We start from the raw sequence: 21124 nt of genomic DNA on the forward strand, positions 1-21124 counted from the left end.
CGTGAACAGATAAGTTCACGGTACATTCTCAGGGCGGGGTGAAATTCCCCACCGGCGGTATGTTTTACTCATTAGTTTTTGAATAAAACGAGCCCGCGAGCGCTTTATTTAATAATCGTTTTTTAATGTATTAAATAAAGGTCAAGCAGATCTGGTGAGATGCCAGAGCCGACGGTTATAGTCCGGATGAAAGAGAATATAGCTTGTAGCGTATGCAAACACGTTGCCTGTGGCTGCGTGTTTAATACCAATTCGCAATAATACTTAATCATTTTGAGCGACACGTTTTTCCAACCTCAAAATAAATCACTTAATTAAGCGGATTGGTATAAGCTGTTTAGTGGCAAAAAGTGCGCAATTTAGTTTGTGTATTTTGCCATGCCTTTCAGTGTCCTGAATCTATTTATTTTTATGTGGAATATAATAATGATTCAGTCTTTACTTAGCCAATTTGGCAAAAGCCACACCCGTGTAGAAAATGCCATTGCTGCTTTGCAGCAAGGCCAAGGCGTACTTGTTGTTGATGACGAGAACCGCGAAAACGAAGGTGATTTTGTTTTTTCTGCCGAGCATTTAACCACCCAACAAATGGCGGAAATGATCCGCGAAGGCAGCGGTATTGTGTGCCTGTGTATGGGCGATGAGCGTATTAAGCAGCTCGAGCTACCGCAAATGGTAACTCACAACACCAGCCAAAATAATACAGCCTACACAGTCACAATAGAGGCTAAACACGGTGTTACAACCGGCGTATCGGCAGCCGATCGAGTAACAACGATTAAAGCCGCCACAGCCGATAACGCCAAACCCAGTGATTTATCGCGCCCAGGCCATGTATTTGGCTTAAAAGCACAAACAGGTGGGGTTTTAGTTCGCCGCGGCCACACCGAGGCATCTGTTGATTTAATGCAGCTGGCTGGTTTAAAACCGTTTGGGGTTATTTGTGAACTCACTAATCCTGATGGCACCATGGCGCGTTTACCACAGGTAAGTGACTATGCTAATAAACACAGCATGACAGTGGTATCGATTGAAGACTTAGTACAGTACATACAAATGCAAGAATTAAAGGTCAGTTAAGCGTTTTTAAGCATTACCTAAGTAAAACCCAGCTTTATTGCTGGGTTTTTATTTTGTAATAAGTAATTAATTACTCGTTTTTATTTGAAAATGTTTCTTGCCTAGGCGGCTTTTTCAAAAATCCTCAGCCTGTAAACTTTGCCTAAATAGTTAGTGCAGCCGCACACAGTTTATTATTTAGGTGAAACTATGAAAATTAACACGCTTTTACTAGCAAGTGCTTTAACAAGCAGTGGCGTATGGGCAGCGCAAAGTAAACTTGAACAGCAAATATCGCCGGCACCCCAAATGGGCATAATGGGTAGTTATAATCAGCACATTACCAACGCCCCTTTTTTACTTAATCTCGACAGCCAACCCAAAGAGCAAATGGGCCCATATTTAACACGCCAATATTTTCATGGTACGCAATCTACGTTTGTAAAATGGGTGGCTAAAAAAGGCGGAAAAGTACCGCTTCATAAACACCCTAATGAACAAGTAACGTGGATCATCTCAGGCGAAGCTAAAGTGTTTTCTGGCGGTAAACAATACCTTATGAAAGCGGGTGACATGATGGTGATACCGGCCAATGTACCGCACGAATTTCACTTTACCCAAGATACGGTAGATATTGATTTTTTTGCCCCAGCTCGACAAGACTGGATAGACGGCACAGCTAATTACATTAAGCAAAAGTAGGGCAAATTATGTTTTTAAATAAATCTAAATTAGGGCTAAGCGCTATAGCCTTGCTAATAAGTGCCTCGGCTTTTGCAAATGACACGGTCCCCGCTGAGGTTTACGCACAAACCGACGGTGCTGTGGGCGGTATTACGTATACACTAAACAAGCGCTTTATTTTTAGTTATCACCCTTTTTATAACCCAAAAGTAAAGGTGGGGGAGCTTTTAAAAAGTGGTGAGGTAGTGCCATTTCCTAATGCGCAAATGCAAATTCCTTATAAAAGTGATGGCAGCTTAAAAAATCCCGCTAACTATTTAAATTGGGTATTAGGGGTAAGGGCTGATGACAGAGGTAATGTATGGATACTCGACTCAGGCCAGGCGCAGCCGCGTATTACGCCAAAGCTGATATCATGGGATGCGCTAAACAATAAGCTTAATAAAATTATTTATTTACCTAGCCCTATATCGGTTGCTCAATCTCAACTTAATGATTTAGCTATATCGAGCAAATACAATACATTGGTGATCGCTGATGAAGGTATTGCAGATGGCGGAAATGGCAAGCAAGCCGCCCTTATTATCGTTAATACTAAAACAGGTAAGAGCCGGCGAGTACTGCAAGGTCACGAAAGTGCATTACCCGATTACACAATGCCAATAATGATTGATGAAGGGACTGATAACCAAAAGCAACTGAATGCCTTTATTGGTGCCGATGGCATTGTGCTTGATAACGCGCAGCAATGGCTTTACTTTGCTCCGCTTAATAAAAAGTATGTTTACCGTATAAAAATGGCCGATATTGCTAACGAGCAATTAACCGATAAACAACTAGGCGAACGTGTAGAGCAATACGCACAAAAACCAGTAAACGGTGGTTTAAGTATTGATGCTGATGATAATTTATATTTAACCATAGTAGGTGAGCGTACTGTGGGCGTTATTGATGCCAAAACACGTACGTACCGTGATTACACGTACGATAAAAACATGATTTGGCCAGATGGTGTAAGCATTGGACCAGAGGGTTACATGTACACCGGCGCTGCGCAATTGCCGCTTTCGGCACAACTTAATAACGGCAATGCTCAAAATAAAGCACCCTATTACATATTTAGATTTAAACCTTTAGCTGAGGGCGTAATAGGGCGCTAACTATAATGTGTAAATTAAGCACGCCTTTATGGCGTGTTTTTTTATGTTATTTACTTTTTAAAGCGTGATTATCAATTTTTACAAGATAAAGTTTCAACCTAAATGCGGTTTTTCTGCGCTGACTATTTGGGTATCTTACGGGCATAGGTACTTAACCCGCTTTAGGCTTTAATTAATTATGAAACTATACAGTTACTCTCATTGTCCTTTTTGTGCGCGTGTTAAATATGTAGCAGGCAAATTAGGCATTAAGCTTGATGACGTTGTACTTGATTACGACGACACTGAAACACCAACAAAACTAATTGGTAAAAAAATGGTACCTATTCTTGAAAAAGATGACGGCACTGTTATGAGTGAAAGTAACGAAATTATTAGCCTGCTTATTGAACTTGCTGGTTCTAGCGAATCAAACAAGCCAACTCAAGGGGCTATTGAGTGGCAAGGTGGCTCGTTTGCGCCTTTATTGCAAATTGGTTTGCCGCGCTGGCCATTACTGGATTTAACAGAGTTTAAAACAGAATCTAGTCGTATAGCGTGGGAAGATAACAAGCAATCAACAGAGCTTAACTTTGTAAACCTAATAGCATCAACTCCTGAGATAGTTTTACAAGTAAATGAATTTTTAATTGGCACCGAAAAACAGCTCAATATTAAAAATGGTAAAACGTCATTAAGCTTGCTTGATAGCGCTATTTATTTTTCTATATTACGCGGTTTATATTGTGAGCCAACCATTACTTGGCCAGAGCAATTAAACCAATGGATGAACTATCAGGCATTAGAATCTCATGTGCCGTTATTAAGATAACGAATACTGAAAAAGTTTTAACAGCCAGTACGACTCCCTTCGTATTGCCTTCGTTTGGCCGGTGACCTCGTCACTGGCTTTTTTTATTTAGCTCTGAAAATCACCCCTTTTAATCCAGCACTTAGCAGTGTGCGTGAGCATGGCTGCGTAGTATATTAATAACATTAAAAAATTAGTTACCTATTTACACTACATATTATTAGTGGAATTATTAAGCAGGCGTATAGAGCGCTATGAATACGCAAAATAATACCAGGAGCTATTATGTGGGATGAAAGGTATAACACTCAGCAATATGCTTATGGCAAACAGCCAAACGATTTTTTAGCTGAGCACTATAAGCAATTACCTAAAGGCAATGTTATTAGCTTAGCCGAAGGTGAGGGACGAAATGCGGTATTTTTAGCAAAAATGGGTTACAGCGTTACCGCGGTTGATGGCTCAAAAGTAGGGCTTGAAAAAGCGGCAAAGCTTGCCAAAGAGCACAACGTAAACATTGAGCTTGTACACGCCGATTTAGCGAAGTTTGATTTTGGAAAAGAAAAATGGGATGCGGTAGTGTCTATTTATTGCCCTTTACCAAGTGCCGTGCGTTCAGCGGTATATAAGCGCGCTGTTAAAGGTTTAAAGCCAGGTGGGGTGTTTTTACTTGAGGCTTATACGCCTGAGCAAGTAAATTATAATACCGGAGGCGGCCCAAGTGTCGATACTAAAACCTCAAAAAGCGATTTACAAGATGACTTAGCCGAGCTTAGCTTTGTACATTTAGAAGAGCTAAAGCGAGAAGTGTTTGAAGGCACATACCACACGGGTTTAGCGTCGGTCCTGCAAGCTATTGCTAAAAAATAAAATGAATATAAAAGCTTAGCACTCATTAGCGCTAAGCTTTTTTAATAGGTTTTTATAAAACCTGTATAACTTGCTCTTTTGCTAAGCGAGATTTAGGTAACTTAGCGTTATAATCTTCAGTGTCATCGTGGTAGCCAAGTACCAACGCTACATCACAAATATAGCCATCGAGCTCTTGTTCAAACACTTCACCAATAAGCTGTGCATCTACACCTTCCATAGGTGTTGAATCAACGCCTAAGCGTGCTGCGGCGTGCATTGTGTTGCCCAGGGCAATGTAAGTTTGCGCTTTGGTCCACATTGCATTGTTGCCTTGCTCATCGGTATTCATATCAACAAAAGCAAACGCGCCAAACGCTTGTTCGCGGTTTTCACTTTGAGTACGGCCATTTTTAATGTCTGCATCAATTACTTGTGCGTAGTCATCACGTTTATATTTGGGGTTGTAAGCAAATAAAATAACGTGCGATGCAGTTTTAATATGCGGCTGATTAAATTGAAATTTATTAGCAAACGTAGAGTGCATACGCTCTTTAGCTTCGTCTGATTCAATAACAATAAACTTCCACGGCTGCGAGTTAATAGATGAAGGAGAAAGACGCATAGCTTCGTAAATTACATCTAGATCATCTTGAGGAATACGCTTGGTTGTGTAGCGTTTAGTTGTATAACGTTTTTCTAAATCATTAATAATTGGATGGGTCATGGTTATCTCCGTTAAGTGGCTATTTTAGCCAAGTAGTGTCTATATTGAGCCTTTTAAAAAAAAACAAAGCACAAATTACTTTTTAATTGGATTGTTATTAAGCCAATTACGCGTTACGTCATCGAGGGGTTGTAAGTTTTTGCATACTTTATAGTCAAGCTCGGCAATGATCTCATTTGAAAAGCGTAATTTATCAAGGGTGTTTAACTGTGCTTGGTTAAACAGCGCTTGTTTATCTTCACGTAGGAGTAAAACAGCTCTATCAACAACGCCAAGTAACCCTTGTGGTTCTTTAAGCTCACGTATTGTGTGCTTGTAATGCAAAAATTGTGGCTTCCATAACGGCACTACGCACCAGGTTTGGGTGGCGACGGCGTTTTCAAACGCGCTAAAACAGTCATGCTCTGTGCCGGTTAAAAACTCATACCCTGCGCTCGTCAGCCCATATTCTTTCATCATATTAATAGAAAAACGGGTAATACCAGCACCGGCATTAATGCCCTGAATTGTTTTTTGCATTTTTGAAAGCACATCTGGCTTTAGCAAATCACTAATTTCGTTCACTGCACTTTGCGGTACGTAATCTGGTACGCCCCAGTGTGCATAAGGCTCATAATGTAAGCCAAGCTCAACGAGTGGCATAACTTGTTCAACATCGGCTTTATAAATACCGTGGCTTGAAGGTAGCCATGCTGAGGCGAGTAAATCTACTTCACCAGATTTAAGGTTTTTAAAGTTATCTTGATGCGGCGCATAAATACGCTCAACGTTAAAGCCCATATCAGTTAAAACATGGCTCACTAAAGAGGCCGTAACATGGTGAAACGATAAATCGGTTACGCCCAATTTTAAATGTACTGTACTCATAATGAATTACTCCATTTTATAGAGCAGCCCATGCTGGGTGTTTGCTGCTCAGGACCTTTGCCTGTGGCCGCAATTTGGCGCATGGCATTAACTAACTCAGGAGTGCGATGTGCATCGTCATTCATTTTTGCATCGTCTAAGCGGCCACGGTATTGCAGTGCCCCATGTTTATTGAAACCAAAAAAATCAGGCGTGCAAACCGCGCCATACTGTTTGCCTACGCCTTGGTTTTCATCAACAAGGTAGGGAAACAAAAAGCCGTGCTGCTTAGCAAATTTTTCCATATTAGCTGGGGAGTCAGCAGGGACACTTTTATAGTCGTTCGACATAATAGCTAACACATTTATACCTTCGTTTATTAATAACGCGGTATCTTCGCTTAAGCGCCTTGCAATACGTTGCACATAAGGGCAATGGTTACAAATAAACATGATTAACAAGGCATTTTCGCCTAGGTTGTCGGCTAAGGTAAAAGGCTCGCCTTGCGGGGTTTTTAACGTAAAATTGGGTGCTTGCCAGCCAAAGTCACAAATAGGGGTATCCAGTAGCATAACTTAACTCCTAAAAAGCCAGCGGGTATGGCTGGCTTATAAAAATAATTAATTATTTTTGATTAAAGCGAAAACGCGTTAATACGTAAGGTGGTTTTGCATTACCAAAGCCTTGGCTAAATGCAGGGTGCTGGTGGAGCTGATCTTGGGTTACATAAATCCAACCATTGCTCACTGCTAGGCTATCAGGCCATGATAATCGTTTGTCTTGAACAATTATTTCGTAGTGGCCTTTAGTCGTTAAGCCAATGGCATTGTTTTCAAGGTCGGTTACTAAAATACCGCCACCTGGCGCGTAGGTCATGCCATCGCTAGGGTTTTTAGGGCCAAACACTTCAATGCTTTTTGCTTTTTTAGCATCTGAATACGTGCTATCAGCGAGCGTTTTTGCCGGAATACGGTAAACACTTGTGCCTGTAAATGCGCCAAAGTATACCCATTCATTTTTATCATCAATGGTAATTGGGTTTAAACCAAAACGTAGGTTTGTTGTTTCACCTTTTGCTGATTTAGATGCAACAGGAGAGGCTTCGATGACAATATCGCGTTCCTCTGGCATTAGCTTAGCATTGCCCTCAAGTACACGCGTTGATTCGCCGGTTTTTAAATCAACAACAATAAACGCAGGTTTAGTGGCGCCCATAAAGTTACCAAAAGACATATCGGCAATGTAAATTTTGTCGTTACGTTCATCAATAACAAAGTCTTGTAAAAACGAGTTATCAAGTACAGCGTCCTTATTTAATTCAATGGTATTAACTAAGGTGTTGGCAACGCTGTCCCAGGCAATTAGTTTTGGAGCTACTTGCTCGCTGCCCATGTCTAAAATCCACACCACACCTTTGCTGTCGCTATGTACGCCAATTACGGCTGCAAGGCCTACTTTGCCAAGCTCGGGGCCGTCAGCCCAATCTTCGTTAGGGAAAGGTTGTTGAGCACCGTTTGCCATAATTTCAACTACTCGCGTTTTTGGTGCATCAAGCGGGTGCATGCTTACAATCATTCGCCCTGCAGGTGTTATAGTTATACCTGCGCCGCGATATTTATTAAAAGTAGTCACCGTTTCAAGGGGGCCAACGTCTGCTGCATAGGCGCTTGAAAAAGCACTTGCGGCTAATGACAGGGTTGCTATTGCTAAAGTGGTTTTTAATCGTTTCATACTGTGATACCCGTTATGCTAAAAAATAGAGTAAAGCGATTTAAATAGCCTAAATGACTTCGCTTGCGTTGAGGTGAATAATAGGTAAGAATTTTCATGCAATAAACAGGGTAATGATTGAATCTTTATCAAATAAAATTAGTTAATTGGATGGGCGAGTCCTTGCTTTAAACAAATTTGCTTTTTAAACATACTATTAATGCCCAAAAGCTGGGTTTACTAATAAACGCCTTAAAGATTGTCCTAATTTAATAAATAGTGGTTAGTGACTAGCTGTTGGGTACAGTGTAATATTTGCCTTTATATTGATAAACCGCGCAATAGATAAGCATTGTCAAATATAAATAGACAATAAATCACTTTTTGATTGCTCAATACAATGTAAGCAAACCTAAAGCGCTTAATTTTGCCAAAAATAATAATTAAATTATTAAGTTGATAATGGATTAATACACAATGCTTTTAGAAGACTTACAGGTAATTTTAAAAGTGGCAGAGTTTAAAAGTATTACTGCTGCAGCATCAAATTTAGATATGCGCACCGCCACAGCAAGTGCTGCTGTTAAAAGGGTAGAGCAGGCTTTAGGTTTTGAACTATTTATACGCACCACTCGTCATTTAAGGCTTTCTGCAGCCGGCGAGCGTTACATTCCGCAATGCCAGCAAGCAATGGCAATGCTTGAACAAGCCAAAAATACACTTAAAAGCGATGACGATATAATTGATGGTGAGCTGCGTATTGCGCTTTCTTCTGATTTAGGCCGCAACATTGTGATCCCCTGGCTTGACGAATTTATGCAAACCCACACTCAGCTCAGCCTGCGCGCCAATATTAGCGACAGTAATATCGACTTTTATCGCGATTCGGTTGATATAGCACTGCGCTACGGCAAACCTAATGATGCCAGTATGTATGGTTTTAAAATTTGTAACGTACCGCGAGTATTATGCGCTACGCAAGCGTATTTAGATGAGCAAGGCACGCCAATGCACCCACACGATTTAGCTGCGCATAAAGGCTTGTTTTATCAACTGCAAGATATAATTAAAGATGTATGGGTATTTAGCGATGCCAGCGAAGAGTTTAAAGTAAAATTGCATGGTGGCCATGCGGCTAACGATGGCGATTTAGTAAGGCGCTGGTGTGTGTCGGGCAAGGGGCTGGCGGTTAAATCGTGCTTAGATATGTCTAATGAATTACTTGCCGGTAATGTCATAAGTGTTATGCCAAACTTTAAACCCACGCCTACAGAGCTTTGGTTGGTGTGCCCAAGTAGGCAGTCAATCACTCCGGCGGTGCGCTTACTTCGCGATGCCTTTAGAGAAAAAAGCGCCGGTATTTTAAAAGCCCTTATTGCAAAAGGGATTATTGATAAAAGCGTGCTTGGCTAATGAAGGACTGATAATGCAAGTTGATGATATTAGAGTGTTTGTGCCGTGTAAAAATTATCAGCAATCGTGCGACTTTTATCAGGCGCTTGGCTTTACTATTGAGCCTGCATCAGCTGATTTAAGTATTGCAACATCAGGTGAATGTAGTTTGTTTTTATACCAATCGTGTTAAGTTATTAGGCATTTATAGCGACAGATAAATAGCGTGATAACAAGGCATAAATATCGTCATGTAGTTGCTCTACATAAGAAATTTATAACGCTGTTAGCGCTCTATTTAGCACGCTAGGATGATTAAATATTTAAGTCGATTGGTATTAAGCGTTACTACAACCAAGAATTTGCTGAAAATTTAATGCTGCAAGTGTGCGTATTAAACATAAACGAAGCCTTTAACACTATTAGTAAGTTAACTCACTTTGATATTCGCTTTGAAGGGATAAAACAAGAACCGTGGGGTAAAGTGATTTATTTATGGGGACCTTCTGGTGAGCTTTTACACATTACAGAGCTCAATTAACTTAAAAAATGCCACCCATCTTAAGCTGGTGGCATTACCTTATTATTAACTTAGTTTTTCATTAAAAAACGCTAAGGTACGCTGCCAAGCAAGTTCTGCTTTTTGCTCATCATAACGCCCAGTAGAGTCGTTATGAAAACCATGATTAGCGCCTTCGTACATGTGCATAATGTACTCAACATTGTTAGCTTTTAAGCTTTTTTCATAATCAGGCCATGTAGCGTTAACGCGTTTATCAAGCTCACCTAATTGAATCATTAAAGGCGCTTTTATATTTTTTTGCAGTGACTCACTGGCAGGAGTACCATAAAAAGGCACGCCCGCGCTCAATAAGTCACTCTCAACCGCCGCTAAGTAATTAACAATGTAACCACCAAAACAAAAGCCTACAGCTCCCAGTTTGCCGTTACTATTCGAATGATTTTTTAAAAAGTGAGCTCCAGCTACAAAATCGTTTTGAATTTTAGCTCTGTCCATGGTTTTTTGCATGGCGCGGCCTTCATCGTCATTGCCCGGGTAGCCACCAAGCGCAAAGAGTGCGTCGGGTGCAAAGGCAATAAAGCCTTTTTTGGCTAAGCGCCTGGCTACATCTTTAATATATGGGTTTAAACCACGGTTTTCGTGAATAACTAATACAACCGGCAGTTTACCTTCAATTTTGCTAGGTACTGCTAAGTAGCCTTTGCCTTTAGCATGCCCGTTTGGCGAATCAAATTCTTCGTAGGTGGCTTTAATATCATCATCGTTAAATGATACTTGCTCTGCAAACGCGTAATTAGGCAATAGCGCTGATGTAAGTACACTCATTGAAAAACCAAGTGCAGCTAACCCACCTAGTTTTTTCATAAATGTACGTCGGTCCATTAAACCGTGGGCGTATTCGTCGTACCAATCAAAGGCTTCTTGCGGGATATGATCTGATTGCGGGGTATTCATGGCTGCTCCTTAACTTTATTATGTATATTTATTATTTAAATACCATAACGTATTAGGGATAAAAAACGAGCAGTTTATCTTTTTAAATTTATAGATCTCATTAATATAAAATAAAAGGCTAGCAAACTTTAACTTATCTACCTTCATAGCCCTTCATCAATATTTATAAAAAGCTCGAGAAATTCCGAGCTTTTTTAGTGAGTTACCTAAGTGACGTGTTACGCCATAGCGTCGTTGGCTACAGGGTATTTAGGGTCTTCAACAATGTTAACCTCAACTAAATCACCGGCTTTTTGTAATAACTTGGCAGACTCTGGGCTCAAATGGCGCAAATACAACGTTTTATCTAATGCTTTATAACGCTCACTTAAACCATGTATGGCTTCAATACCTGATTGGTCACACACTCTGGCATTGGCAAAATCTATACACACTTTTTGTGGGTCGTTATGTGGATTAAACCCTTCTTTAAACGAGGTTATAGAGCCAAAAAATAGATTACCCGTTACTTGGTAGGTTTTTTCGCTTTGCGATTCATCGCTGCATTTAATACGAATTTCTTTTGCAGAGTTCCATGCATAAACCAAGGCAGAAATAACAATACCTATGCCTACGGCTACGGCTAAATCGAGCAATACGGTAACGGTAGATACCACAATAATGATAAATATTTCAGACTTTGGAACACGGCCAAATAAGCGCAAAGATGACCACTCAAACGTAGCAATAACCACCATAAACATAACGCCAATTAAAGATGCCACCGGTATCATTTCAATTAAGCTTGGAAAAAACAAAATAAATACCAGCATAAATAAAGCGGTAGCAATACCTGCTGCACGCCCTCGGCCGCCTGAGTTTAAACAGACCATGCTTTGGCCAATCATGGCGCAGCCACACATGCCACCAAATAAACCGCTTAAAATATTGCCCGAGCCTTGCGCTACCGACTCACGATTACCTTGGCCGCGGGTTTGTGTTATTTCATCAATAAGCGAAAGCGTCATAAGGGTTTCTATTAGCCCCACAGATGACAAAATAAGCGCAAGCATGAGCACGGTAATGAGTGCATCGAGCGAGTCGCTATTAGTTAAATCCCAGCTAATTTGCGGAAAGTGAAAACTCGGTAATGCACCTTTTAAACTGCCATCAAGTGGGTCGATGGTTTCTTTTAAGCCCTCAGCTACTTTTTGCGCTTCGTTAGCTTGCCATTTAGCCGTAATTTGCACATCGGTTGGGCGCTCAAGTGCAATATTTTGCGCCACTTCGCTGTATTGCCCATGAGGTACTTGATTTTTTATAGCTGCAAAGTTTTCAGTAATGATCTCTTTTTCAATCATTGAAGTACGCTGCGTGTGCACAACATCGCTAACAAGTTTTGACTCAAGTGGAGTAAAGGTGACCAGCGCCGTACACACTGCTATTGCAGCAAGAGGGGCAGGAATTGCTTTAGTATAGCGCGGTAAAAAATACACAATTGCCATAGTTAACGCAATTAGCCCCATCATGGTAAGCATAGCTGGGCTGGTTAGTTGCATCCAATCGCCTGCGTAGGTAAACATATCGTGTTGCTTATCGTAAACTACGCGAACGTTTTCTTTAAATTGGCCAAATTGCGCCATACCAATCACAATAGCTAAGCCATTTACAAAGCCAAGCATTACAGGGTGAGGTAACAGCCTAATAAATTTGCCCATTTTAAAAGCGCCAAACACAACTTGCAGCACACCGGTTAATACCACGGCGGCCAACAAGTATTCGAGCCCAAACATAATAATAAAGGCGGTGGTGACTACAGCCATAGAGCCAGCAGCACCCGAAATCATACCAGGGCGGCCGCCAAACACGGCGGTAATAAAGCCAACAAAAAACGAGCCATAAAGCCCCATCATTGGGTCAATTCCCGCTACAAAGGTAAACGCAACGGCTTCGGGAATGAGCGTAAGCACGGCGGTTAAGCCGGCTAATACATCATTTTTTAAATTAGCGCTGCGTTTGCTTATTAAATCAAACATAGGGTTCCTTAGGGTGCATAAATAAACTAGATGCCATAGCGCTTTAAGCGGATAGCAGTATGTTTAGGTGTTTTAAATTTACGTGTATAGGGCGTGTTGATCTTTGCGGATTGAGATTTGTTCAATCTAGGGGCGATCAAATCGCGGCGCGAGGTTTGTAACCTAGTGGGCTCGATAACTGCTCCTGCGTTATTCTAATGACTTACATCCCTGTAAGAATAAGTAAAAACCGAGCAAAGCTTCCGCGTCCTGCTCACGCCCCTTACCTACATCCATGTAGGCAACAAAGAGTTTATCGCCCCTAGGCAGAACCCAAAGGGCAGCGTATGTTTGGCATTTATGCTACGTTATCGCCTATTTATGGGGAGTAACCACACTTCATAGGCTCTGCCTTGCCTAAAAACCAAACATACTGCTGCAAATTCAAACGCCAAAGGTCAACACGCCCTCGTTATTAGAACTAAGTGGAGGGCACTTAACTGACAAGCGGCTCAAAACCATTGCGGTGTGAGCTTAATGCTAAGCAATAAAATTATAATGCGTTAGCGGTGCTTTAAATTGAGGGCGCATAATACGCTGATATAATTAAAATAATTACCCATAATTTATTTGAAACACTTTATAAAAAGTATTAATAATGCAGCGCAATATTTAGGCAATAAAAAGCTCGGCGTATTAGGCCGAGCTTTAATGGTTGGGAGAGAAACTTTAATTATTTGGCAGTGGGTGTCGGTTGAACACTTATAGGCTGCGATTTACCAAGTAGCTTGCGGGTAAGGCGCTTAGCGTCTTCTAGTGCTACGTATTGGCAAGGTATAAGTATTAAAGTAATTACCGTGGCAAATAGCACTCCAAAGGCCAGCGATACCGCCATAGGAATAACTATTTTAGCCTGTAAGCTGGTTTCCATAATAATTGGCATTACCCCAATAAATGTAGTGATTGAGGTAAGCAATATAGCTCTAAAGCGCTTTGCACCAGCTTGCATAACGGCCTGTTTTACGGCCATGCCTTCTGCGCGTGCTTTGTTTACAAAATCAACCATTACGAGGGAGTCGTTTACGACTATGCCCGCTACGGCAATAATGCCAAACATAGACAGCCCGCTCATAGTCATACCTAATATTACGTGACCAAACATTGCACCTACTACACCAAATGGAATAACCGACATAATAATAAGCGGCTGTGAGTAAGAGCGAAGCGGAATGGCCAATAAGGCAAATATAATCATCAGCGATATAGCAAAGTCGCGTAACTGCTCATCGGCGCTGTCCATTTCTTCTTGTACGCGCCCAGCCACATTACTTTTAACGCCTGGGTAGCTTTTAAGCAGTGAAGGTAAATAGGTATCGCGAATTTCTTGTGCAATAGCAAACGGCTCAACTTGGTCAGTATTTACTGCTGCCCACACATTAACAGTACGGTTTGAGTTTTCACGGCGAATACGGTTTACACCATCTACTAGCCTAACTTCGGCTACTTCGCTTAACGGTACTTCTGCGCCGGTTGGGGTAATAATACGCGCATTTTGAATGTTGCTAATTGAGTTACGCTCGTTTTCTGGGTAGCGTATCATTACTTTAATTTCTTCGCCTTCGCGTAAAATACGCTGTGCTTCTAACCCGTAGTAACTAAAGCTTACTTGCGATGCAACGTCGGCAAGTGTAAGTCCCATGCTGTAGGCTAGTGGTTTTAAATCTAGCTGTACTTCGTCGGTGGCACTTTGCAGTGAGTCGTTTACATCGCCTACACCTTCCATGCTTTGTAGTTTAGCTTTTAATTTACCGGCTACTTCTTTTAGCTCATCGGCATCTTTGCCTTGTAGCCTAAAGCTTACGTCGCCGTCATCACGTCCGCCGCTAAAAATATTATCTTGAATATTAAGCGTTTTAACACCTGGAAGCGGGGGCATTTGTTCGCGCCACAAAGTGCTTAATGCAAAGGTGTCGATAGGGCGCAAGTGTGGCTCTACTAAAATAGCCATAATGTTTGCTTGAGTACGCCCACGTAGGCTTACCGATAAATCGCGGATCATGCTTTGGCCGTATTGCTCTTCAAGCTCTTTATCTACTTTGAGTAATACATCTTCTATTTTACGGGCCGTTTCAAGGGTGGCTTGCTCCGAAGAGGCCAGGTTCATTTCAAGCGTAATACGCGGAAAATCATGCGGTATTTTAGGGTTAGGCACAAACTTAACTAAGCCGCCTGCAAACATACCTGCACTGACTATTAATATACATAAAAAGCCAATAATTACGGTATAACGATAATGTATACAATGGCCTATAAAAGGCGTGTAATAGTTTTGTACAAAGTGTTTTAAGCCACTATCAACCACATTACGCAGTTTATGTAATGGGTTTTTAGGGTTAGGTTTACGTGGGTTCATGGCTGCAATATGCGCAGGTAATATTAGCTTTGATTCAATCAGCGAGAAAATCAAACACAATATAATAACCACACCAATGGCTTTAGAAAACGCAGCGCCTGGGCCCGATGCCATAGCTTGCGGTAAAAACGCCGCGATAGTGGTTAAAACCCCAAAAGTGGCAGGCATTGCAACGCGCTTAACTCCGCGAATAACATTATCAAGGCTATGGCCGTGTTTTTCTATTTCGGCACTGGCAGACTCACCCACGACTATGGCATCGTCGACCACAATGCCAAGTACAATAATAAAGGCAAATAACGACACCATGTTTATGGTGATGTCTAAAAAGCCAATTGGCATAAACAAAAAGGCACCTAGAAAAGACACCGGTAAGCCCATCATTACCCAAAAAGCTAAACGCAGCGGTAAAAACAGTGCCAGCACTATCATTACTAAAATACCGCCCCATACCATGTTGTCGATCATCATATCGAGTCGACCTTCAAGGTAGTAAGTTAAATCAACAATAGGCGAGAGCTTTACGCCTTGTGGAAGTTTCGATTGTTTTTCTGCCATGTAGCCTTTAAGAATTTTAGCTACATCGGTAATGTCTTGATCTTTTGAGGCATCTACTTCAAACGTGAGTGAGTTTTTACCGTTATATTTAGAGTAAAGTAAGCCTTCTTCAAAGCCATCATTAATCGTTGCTACATCGCCTAAGTTAATCTGTGCGCCATCGGCAAGCGTTATAAGCGGAAGCTTTGCAAATTCACCACCACGGTAGGCTTGTTTTTCAACACGCATTGAAATATAACCAGTGTCAGAGCGAATTTGCCCTGCCGACATATTGGTAGAAAAATTTTGCACCGCACTTGAAACATCTCTAAAAGTTAGGCCATATTCGCGTAGTTTGTCGGGGCTTATTTCTATGCCTATTTCGTAATCTAGGCCACTGTAAAAATCGACTAAATTAACCCCAGGCAAGGCGAGTAGTTCATCTTTTATGTCGTTACCTAGCTCTTTAAGCTGGTAATAACTCATGTCGCCATAAAGCGCGAGGATCATCACCTCTTGCTGAAATTTTTCACGTTGAATAACGGGGCGCTCCATTCCTGCCGGAAAGGTATTGATAGAATCAACTTGTGCTTTTATTTCGTCTAGGGCTTCTTGTAGGTCGTATTTTTCTTCTATTTCTACCCACGCTTGCGCATAACCTCGGTTAGAGTAAGTGATTAAGCGTTTTATACCCTCGGTACCCTCAAGGTTTTCTTCAATTTTTATGGTTATGCCTTCTTCAACCTCTTGCGGGGCTGCGCCTGGGTATACCGCTTGAATACTCACCCAGTTACTTTCAAACTGCGGGAATGCCTGTTTACGAATTGTCAGCGCTGTTAAAAGCCCGCCAATAAGTATAAAAATCATGATGAGGTTTGCCGCCACTGGGTTACGTGCAAACCATGCAATTAAGCCTTTTTCTGAGGTACTCATGGTGTATCCTCTTTAAGTGCTAATTGAGTCACATCGCTTTTAGGCTCAGTGCCTTCCAGCTTAACCGCCATGCCTTCTGTTGGGTATTCAAGGGCAGAGGTAATAAGTTGCTCACCACTGTTTAAGCCTTGGTCCGCAATCACCATACCGTTTTGTTCACGTACAATATTAAGCGTTTTAAAACTCAGGGTGTGATCGTCGTTTAAAATAGCAATTTTGTTATTTTTAACTAAATGGTGCGGCACTATAATCGCGTTATCAAGCGCGCGGCCTTTTATGGTGGCATTTATATAAGAGCCAAAACGCAGTGGTTTGGTGTTATCAGCGTACGGAGTCGGTAACTGAGCAACTAAATAGCTCATACGGCTGGTTTGATCTACCACACCTTCGCTTCGTACCACCTTGGCTTGCCATGTTGTTTGTTTGCCGGCAAATTCAGCATTAAGTGTAACCAATGCGCCAATACCGCCGTTATCTAGGTATTGCAGCTCTTTATCTGCAACCGGTAAACGCACCTCTGCAACCGAGGTAGCGCTTAGCTCGCCAAACTTGCTACCCGCACTAACCACTGAGCCTAAGCTAATGGTGCGTTGGTTTATTATAGCGTCGTAAGGGGCTTTGATGTACGTGCGTTCTAAATTACGTTTAGTGCGTTTTACACGGGCTTGGGCAGAGCGAAAGTTTGCCATTTTTTCTGCAAGTTGTGGTTTACGTAAATAAAGCTCCGATGCAATTGCATCGCTTGAGTCTGATTTAATACGTTCCCATTCGGCTTTAGCTACGTGAGCTTGCGCGCGTTCTATTTCAAGCGCTGAACTTGCTTGGGCAAGGCCTGCTTCGGCCTCAATTAAATCGGCCTCGTAATCATTTGGATCAATTCGTGCTAAAATATCGCCTTGCTTAACAAACGCGCCTTCAACAAATTGTTCGGCTACTGAAATAACTTGCCCGCTTACTTGTGCAACCAGTTCTGTACGGTCTTTAGGTTTTACTACGCCGTACGATTTAACATCGAGCGTTATTGCATCAATGTTTACGTTTTGCGCAGCAACAAGTGGGCGAGTGTCTTGCTCTGGTTTTTCTTCTGGTGGCGTTTTCATGGCTGAAAGGCCAAAAGCGAGTGCAATCCCGGCTGCTAAAACCGCGACTGGTAATAAAATTTGTTTTTTAGTAGCCACAAGGCATTCCTTCATATATTTGGTGACAAGACAATAATACGCAATAAAGTGTTTACAAGGCGTTTTAAGATGTAACAAAGCATTACATATGTGTATTACAGATAAATAATGGGCTAGGCAGGGTGTAAATTTAAATACAAAGGCCTGGCTTTAACTGACAGAGGTATTTATGAAAACAGAGCCTATGGCATGTCGCTTAGGCTGCGGTGCGTGTTGCATTGCCCCAAGTATTAGCTCCCCAATCCCAGGAATGCCAAATGGTAAAAAAGCCGGAGAGCGTTGTATTCAGCTTGATGAGAACAATTTATGTAAACTATTTGGCGATGAAAGCCGCCCTAAAGTATGTAGCGATTTTAGCGCCACGCGCGATGTATGTGGGTCAACTAATGCAGAGGCTCTAGCGCTTATTACCGAACTTGAGCAGTTAACCTAGCTTACGAAGTTAATACACATATATTTACATTTATCTATTACTGAGTAATTTTTTAAGTAATTAAAAGCTGCGCCTTTCACGCGAGCAAGCTCTGCGTCTACCGCAAATGTGTAGATATACGGTTACTTTATAGACGTAAAGCTTGCTTACGTGACAGGCAAAGCCTGCAAAAGTGGTTTATTTACAAAGAGGTTAAGGGGCGCTGCACTTTTTGAGGAATAGATTAACTTTAAGCAGTAGTTGGCTTTTGTTTTCTCATTTACTACTCATTCGCTTCTCTTTGTGCAATATTTTTTGCATAAAAACTATGCTTTTGTATCAATAAGCACAGCGTTTACAAACCAAAGTTTAAATTGAGTTTGTAAACGCCGCTTTAATTTTACCAACTGTACGTTGCGCTTAATGTATATTGTTCACCACGCCCTGGTGTACCAGGTATTTCTTCAAACGACTCATCCCATAAGTTATCTGCCGCTAAAGTAATAAATAAATTGCTTAACTGAGGCGGGGTTATTTTAAGCGTTAGCTGGGTAAATAACGCGTTGTCGTCGCCGTTTCTAAGGGCGTTTTTGTGCTGTGTACGCCATTCGTTATCTATTCTAAATTCTAAAATATCAGTTGGGTTATACACAGCGCCAAGTGTTAAACGGTGATCGGGGAAGTTTAACGCGTAAAAACTGGCATTAATATCGGCTGCGCCGTAGTTTTCTGATTTATGTAAATAGGTGTAGCTAGCAATAAGTTTTGCTGTATCAAAGTGCTTAGTCGCTAAAAATTCAACCCCTGCAGTATCAATATCAACCGGGTTTGCAAAGCGCGCCGAGGTAGAATCAAAATTAAAGGTCCAGTCGGTTAAGTTATTATCTTTTCGATAAAAAATAGCCGAATTCAACTGCCAGCTTTGCTCTTCAAGTAGTAAGCCTAGCTCTAAGTTTGAAGTGGTTTCGCGCTCAAGGTTGTAGTTACTTCTAAATAACCCGCCAGAATCGCTACCGCCAATGGCTGTATAGCCTGCAACTTGACTCGCCTGCGCGTACGATAAATAAAGGCTTTGCGCTGTGCCGTCATTATTTTGGGTATTTAAGGTTATATCACCAATGGCAGATACCTCAGCATCATCACGGTTTGTATCGTCATACGCAGCCCCTAAACGAAATATAAGCTGTTGGTTAGCTTTTAGCGCCATAGTGTATTGAGGCAATAAGCTCAGCTTATAATATTTTCGTGAGGTAAAATTGTTTTCAAGTGTGGTTGATTCAATCGAGTCATCAATAAATTGTGCTGAGTAATTAATTGCAAACGCATTGCTTTGTGCATGGCGGCCCGAAAGAGCAAGCGATTTAACTTCACTTTTATGAAACGCTTCAAATGCACTTGGGTTTTCGCGCGAGTAAATATAGTGATCGTCATGGGTGCGGTAATACGCCGATACTTCAAAATTACTGTTTTTAGCGTAGTTTTGCTTGTGGTTAAGCATCCAAAGGCGGGTTTCTAAATCTTCAGTTTCGTTAACGCCAAAAGGGGTATACAAGTTAGGCCAGCCAAAAAACTTATCTTGCGAGCCATAAAATAAATCGGTTTGGCTATGCTCGCTTGCCAATTGCACGCGAGCTGAGGCGCGCGAAAAGTCATGGTCACCATTATCAATAGTGCCATCACTTTGCGAGTGAGAATATTCACCTTCAAAACCTAAGGTATAGTCAGCTAAGCTATCAAGTTGTGTGTTTTTAGCAGCGTGAATACTTTGAAGATTAAAGTCGTTCGTACCAGTACCAAGCGATACACTACCGCCAGTAATAATCGGTTTCCAACCAAACGAAACCGTACCTACAGAGCTGTTCATACCGTACAGTGCGTTATCGGCACCGGTTAAAACGGCTGGGCCGCTTAGCATTTGCGGGGCAATGGGAATTTCAGCAAAATAATGACCAGATTGCGGGTCAAGCAGGGGAGCACTGCCTACTCTAAAGCCGGTGTTTTCAAAAATACCGCCACGAATAGTTACATCAGCTTGTGCCTCAGCCATATTTCGTGATTGGAGATCTACACGCGGATCGTATTCTAAATTAGAAATAGGCGAGTCAAATGTACCTACAGGCAGTTTATTCGCAGTAGGTGAGGCTTCAACCGTTATTTGCTCGATTGAAGACTCATCAGATAACGTATTAGCATAAGCAAATGGAGTAACGCTGCATAATAGTGCAGGCAATATAATGTGTGGTGTGCGGTTCATGTGTTTCTCATCGTTTTTTTATTTGTAGCTGCGGTTACAATTAATTTCAAAGCTTAGATTTGGGCATGATAAAATAGCCAAATGTAACAGCAGTAATTTTGTGCGCGATTGTACATTAATTTGTTAATATCTGCATTTGATAACCATTCACACTTTTCTCATTAGGTAACATTTATAATGGATATTAAAGAACACAATACTATTTACTTTGCTGGTGGCTGCCTATGGGGCGTACAAGAGTTTATGAAGCATTTGCCAGGTGTTGTTAGCACACAGGCAGGGCGCGCTAATGGTTTAAGTAAAACTACAGATGGCGAATACGATGGTTACGCAGAATGCGTAAAGGTAATTTTTGACCTAAACGCCGTTAGCCTAAATAAGCTGTTTGACTACTTTTTTGAAATTATTGACCCACACAGTATTAACAAACAAGGAGATGACGTAGGCCCTAAATACCGCACTGCTATTTACAGCAAACACCAAAGCCATTTAGAGGCAGCAAACAACTATATCAAAAAGCGCAGCGATGCCGATAAAATTGTAGTACAGGTAGAGCCGCTAACTAATTACGTACCAAGCGATCCTGAGCATCAAGACCGTTTAACCAACCACCCAGATGACTATTGCCATATACCTTTTGAGTTATTGTATAAATACAAAACGAGTTAATAAAAACTATTGTTTATTTTTTCTTTGAGCTTTTTTGTTT

19 protein-coding genes and 1 riboswitch are annotated in these 21124 nt (G+C 41.4%); of the genes, 10 read left to right on the top strand and 9 right to left on the bottom strand.

The window, feature by feature from the left end; genetic code table 11:
• Positions 1-20 precede the first annotated feature (20 nt).
• Positions 21-202: riboswitch (FMN riboswitch) on the top strand.
• Positions 203-426: 224 nt separating this feature from the next.
• The 5 genes from ribB (at position 427) to OIZ54_RS15315 (ending at position 4563) form a co-directional block, all read left to right on the top strand.
• Positions 427-1080, top strand: a complete 654-nt coding sequence (ribB, locus tag OIZ54_RS15295; RefSeq protein WP_264390740.1) for a 3,4-dihydroxy-2-butanone-4-phosphate synthase — start codon at positions 427-429, stop codon at positions 1078-1080.
• A 189-nt stretch (positions 1081-1269) separates the two neighbouring features.
• Positions 1270-1761, top strand: a complete 492-nt coding sequence (locus OIZ54_RS15300; protein WP_264390741.1) for a cupin domain-containing protein — start codon at positions 1270-1272, stop codon at positions 1759-1761.
• A gap of 8 nt (positions 1762-1769) precedes the next feature.
• A complete protein-coding gene (locus tag OIZ54_RS15305; protein WP_064385173.1) occupies positions 1770-2903 on the top strand; it encodes an L-dopachrome tautomerase-related protein in 1134 nt (377 codons plus the stop codon).
• 178 nt (positions 2904-3081) lie between these two features.
• Positions 3082-3714 carry a glutaredoxin 2 gene (gene grxB / locus OIZ54_RS15310; protein ID WP_264390742.1) on the top strand — a complete coding sequence of 211 codons (633 nt, stop codon included), beginning with the start codon at positions 3082-3084 and terminating at the stop codon, positions 3712-3714.
• A gap of 264 nt (positions 3715-3978) precedes the next feature.
• Positions 3979-4563 carry a class I SAM-dependent methyltransferase gene (locus OIZ54_RS15315; RefSeq protein ID WP_138578699.1) on the top strand — a complete coding sequence of 195 codons (585 nt, stop codon included), beginning with the start codon at positions 3979-3981 and terminating at the stop codon, positions 4561-4563.
• A gap of 52 nt (positions 4564-4615) precedes the next feature.
• On the opposite strand, the gene OIZ54_RS15320 is transcribed toward OIZ54_RS15315, so the two are convergent.
• The 4 genes from OIZ54_RS15320 to OIZ54_RS15335 all read right to left on the bottom strand — a co-directional run bounded on the left by OIZ54_RS15320 (position 4616) and on the right by OIZ54_RS15335 (position 7846).
• On the bottom strand, positions 4616-5269 hold the full coding sequence (locus tag OIZ54_RS15320; protein WP_054983121.1) for a nitroreductase family protein: 654 nt from the start codon (positions 5267-5269) through the stop codon (positions 4616-4618).
• Between the two features lie 75 nt (positions 5270-5344).
• Positions 5345-6136: a glycine betaine ABC transporter substrate-binding protein gene (locus OIZ54_RS15325; RefSeq protein WP_264390743.1), complete on the bottom strand. Its 792-nt coding sequence runs from the start codon at positions 6134-6136 to the stop codon at positions 5345-5347.
• A complete protein-coding gene (locus tag OIZ54_RS15330; RefSeq protein ID WP_264390744.1) occupies positions 6133-6687 on the bottom strand; it encodes a thioredoxin family protein in 555 nt (184 codons plus the stop codon). Before OIZ54_RS15330 ends, OIZ54_RS15325 begins: the two co-directional genes overlap by 4 nt.
• Positions 6688-6739: 52 nt before the next feature.
• Entirely contained in the window at positions 6740-7846 is a 1107-nt protein-coding gene (locus tag OIZ54_RS15335) for an L-dopachrome tautomerase-related protein (protein ID WP_138725021.1), read from the bottom strand.
• A gap of 456 nt (positions 7847-8302) precedes the next feature.
• Between OIZ54_RS15335 and OIZ54_RS15340 the strand changes: the two genes are divergently transcribed.
• The 3 genes from OIZ54_RS15340 (at position 8303) to OIZ54_RS15350 (ending at position 9758) form a co-directional block, all read left to right on the top strand.
• Positions 8303-9238: a LysR family transcriptional regulator gene (locus OIZ54_RS15340; protein WP_264390745.1), complete on the top strand. Its 936-nt coding sequence runs from the start codon at positions 8303-8305 to the stop codon at positions 9236-9238.
• Positions 9239-9251: 13 nt separating this feature from the next.
• Positions 9252-9410: a hypothetical protein gene (locus OIZ54_RS15345; protein WP_004589679.1), complete on the top strand. Its 159-nt coding sequence runs from the start codon at positions 9252-9254 to the stop codon at positions 9408-9410.
• A 183-nt stretch (positions 9411-9593) separates the two neighbouring features.
• Positions 9594-9758, top strand: coding sequence for a hypothetical protein (locus OIZ54_RS15350; protein ID WP_232510967.1), 165 nt, complete (start codon positions 9594-9596; stop codon positions 9756-9758).
• A 45-nt stretch (positions 9759-9803) separates the two neighbouring features.
• Here the strand turns inward: OIZ54_RS15350 and OIZ54_RS15355 are convergent, their stop codons facing one another.
• The 4 genes from OIZ54_RS15355 to OIZ54_RS15370 all read right to left on the bottom strand — a co-directional run bounded on the left by OIZ54_RS15355 (position 9804) and on the right by OIZ54_RS15370 (position 17749).
• A complete protein-coding gene (locus OIZ54_RS15355) occupies positions 9804-10694 on the bottom strand; it encodes a dienelactone hydrolase family protein (RefSeq protein WP_264390746.1) in 891 nt (296 codons plus the stop codon).
• Between the two features lie 218 nt (positions 10695-10912).
• Complete coding sequence (locus OIZ54_RS15360) at positions 10913-12709, bottom strand: SulP family inorganic anion transporter (RefSeq protein ID WP_264390747.1); 1797 nt, start codon at positions 12707-12709, stop codon at positions 10913-10915.
• A 712-nt stretch (positions 12710-13421) separates the two neighbouring features.
• Positions 13422-16571 (bottom strand): efflux RND transporter permease subunit, encoded by a 3150-nt coding sequence (locus OIZ54_RS15365; RefSeq protein WP_264390748.1) that lies wholly within the window; start codon positions 16569-16571, stop codon positions 13422-13424.
• A complete protein-coding gene (locus OIZ54_RS15370) occupies positions 16568-17749 on the bottom strand; it encodes an efflux RND transporter periplasmic adaptor subunit (RefSeq protein ID WP_004588902.1) in 1182 nt (393 codons plus the stop codon). Before OIZ54_RS15370 ends, OIZ54_RS15365 begins: the two co-directional genes overlap by 4 nt.
• A 169-nt stretch (positions 17750-17918) precedes the next feature.
• On the opposite strand from OIZ54_RS15370, the gene OIZ54_RS15375 reads away from it, so the two are divergent.
• Positions 17919-18182 (top strand): YkgJ family cysteine cluster protein, encoded by a 264-nt coding sequence (locus tag OIZ54_RS15375; RefSeq protein WP_029774574.1) that lies wholly within the window; start codon positions 17919-17921, stop codon positions 18180-18182.
• 379 nt (positions 18183-18561) lie between these two features.
• Here OIZ54_RS15375 and OIZ54_RS15380 read toward each other — a convergent pair whose 3' ends face one another.
• Positions 18562-20415 carry a TonB-dependent receptor plug domain-containing protein gene (locus OIZ54_RS15380; RefSeq protein ID WP_264390749.1) on the bottom strand — a complete coding sequence of 618 codons (1854 nt, stop codon included), beginning with the start codon at positions 20413-20415 and terminating at the stop codon, positions 18562-18564.
• 177 nt (positions 20416-20592) lie between these two features.
• Between OIZ54_RS15380 and OIZ54_RS15385 the strand changes: the two genes are divergently transcribed.
• Positions 20593-21084: a peptide-methionine (S)-S-oxide reductase gene (locus OIZ54_RS15385; protein ID WP_264390750.1), complete on the top strand. Its 492-nt coding sequence runs from the start codon at positions 20593-20595 to the stop codon at positions 21082-21084.
• Positions 21085-21124: the final 40 nt, after the last annotated feature.

This window comes from Pseudoalteromonas sp. A3 (genome assembly GCF_025942345.1).
Lineage (GTDB): Bacteria > Pseudomonadota > Gammaproteobacteria > Enterobacterales > Alteromonadaceae > Pseudoalteromonas > Pseudoalteromonas atlantica.